At 47.2% G+C, this 1997-nt stretch carries 1 protein-coding gene; it reads left to right on the top strand.

Features of this window, described 5'->3' with window-relative positions:
* Positions 1 to 706: 706 nt before the first annotated feature.
* A complete protein-coding gene (locus tag BJP37_RS20800) occupies positions 707 to 1861 on the top strand; it encodes a pyridoxal-phosphate-dependent aminotransferase family protein (RefSeq protein ID WP_075901626.1) in 1155 nt (384 codons plus the stop codon).
* Positions 1862 to 1997: the final 136 nt, after the last annotated feature.

Raw genomic sequence — 1997 nt, 5'->3', positions numbered from 1 at the left:
AGGGAAGAGGGAAGAGGGAAGAGGGAAGAGGGAAAAAATAATGTGTACCTCATAGCTATGAGAAACGCTATAGTTGATTAACTCTTGCCTCTTGCCTTTCCCTAAGAGGATATCTGAAAAGTTTTTTGATACTGAATTTTGCCCCCCCNAGGGAAGAGGGAAGAGGGAAGAGGGAAGAGGGAAAAAATAATGTGTACCTCATAGCTATGAGAAACGCTATAGTTGATTAACTCTTGCCTCTTGCCTTTCCCTAAGAGGATATCTGAAAAGTTTTTTGATACTGAATTTTGCCCCCCTAGCCCCCCAATTCTGGGGGGAACAAGAATCAATTTGCTGGTAAAAGTCCCCCGCCCCCCTAACCCCCCAATTCTGGGAGGAATTAGCGGATGCTTCGCTTTTTTACAGATGGGGATTTAGGGGGCTTAGGTGTAGCAAATTAGACTTCTCAGACAACCTCTAAGGAAGTATGTTCACCTATAAAATACAAACGCGCTTATCAGCTTAACTGCTTACCTCACCATTGCCATTGGCATCTTTTCCGAATCCTATGCAGATTAGGTTTTGTTAACCTCTTTAATCCCCTCTGTGCTTGAGGCTGAAGGGGTTTTCCTGTCCCGCCTTACTTCCTAAAAGACGGGGATAGCCACGTTCGGGTTATTATTTATTTTGGTTAACTCTTACTTTACCAAACACTTATAAATAATAAATGACCTCAACCCCATCAATCAAAGATAATAATCGAGTCTCCCTGACCGATATAGATATGCCTCCGACGCTGTTACTCGGACCAGGGCCATCTAATGCCCATCCCTCCATATTAACAGCCTTGGGACTGCCCCCAGTTGGTCACCTGGATCCCCGTTTCATCGCACTGATGAACGAAGTGCAAACCTTACTCCGCTACGCTTGGCAAACTGATAACCCGATGACCATGCCCATGAGTGGGACAGGTAGTGCGGCCATGGAAGCTACTCTAGCCAATGCAGTAGAACCAGGTGATGTGGTTTTAGTTGGGGTTAATGGTTACTTTGGACACCGACTCGTGGATATGGCTGGTCGTTATGGTGCTGATGTTCGTAAACTAATGAAGCCTTGGGGGCAAGTCTTTACCCTTGATGAACTCCGAGAAGGTTTGGAAACCCATCGTCCTGCTGTCTTAGCTTTGGTTCATGCTGAAACGTCAACGGGTGCGCGTCAGCCCCTTGAGGGTGTGGCTGAGTTGTGCCGAGATTTCAATTGCTTGCTGCTGGTTGATACAGTCACGAGTTTAGGTGGGGTGCCACTGTTTATTGATGAATGGGGGATTGATCTTGCCTATAGTTGTTCCCAAAAAGGGCTTAGCTGTCCACCAGGCATTTCTCCTTTCACTATGGGAGCTCGTGCCCTCGAAAAACTCCACCAGCGTTCCACCCAAGTCGCTAATTGGTATTTGGATATATCGATGTTGAGCAAATATTGGGGTGACGAGCGCACCTACCATCACACAGCTCCAATTAATATGAATTACGCCTTGCGCGAAGCGTTGCGATTGGTTGCTCAAGAAGGACTAACCGCTTGTTGGGAACGGCATCAAACTAATGCTGAATTGCTTTGGGAAGGTTTGGCTGATTTGGGTCTAGAATGTCACGTCGAGCAAGAATTTCGTTTGCCTACCTTGACCACGGTTCGGATACCAGAGGGGGTAGATGGCAAGGCAGTTACCCGCAAACTGCTGGATGATTACAACATGGAAATTGGTGGCGGCTTGGGTGAATTAGCTGGGAAAGTCTGGCGCATTGGTTTAATGGGTTATAACTCTCGGCAAGAGAATGTTGAGCAAGTTTTGAGTGCTTTAAAGGAGGTTTTAGGGGATTCTAAATAAAACTTAATGGCAAGGGATTGGTAAGCGATGCAGCGCGGTCTTGGGGGTTCCCCCCATGAGCGACTGCATCAAGAAGGGATGGTTAGAGTCGATGCGGGGTATTGTCCCCGGCACCTCTCCTTCAGAACCGGACGTG

The sequence above is a fragment of the Moorena bouillonii PNG genome (genome assembly GCF_001942495.1).
Lineage (GTDB): Bacteria > Cyanobacteriota > Cyanobacteriia > Cyanobacteriales > Coleofasciculaceae > Moorena > Moorena bouillonii.
Note: the sequence above shows the minus strand (reverse complement) of the source record. Positions and strands in the feature narration are given on the sequence as shown.

What these genes read in the sequence shown, in the direction of transcription:
- BJP37_RS20800 (WP_075901626.1), top strand. Translation starts at nt 707, where the DNA reads ATGACCTCAACCCCATCAATCAAAGATAATAATCGAGTCTCCCTGACC.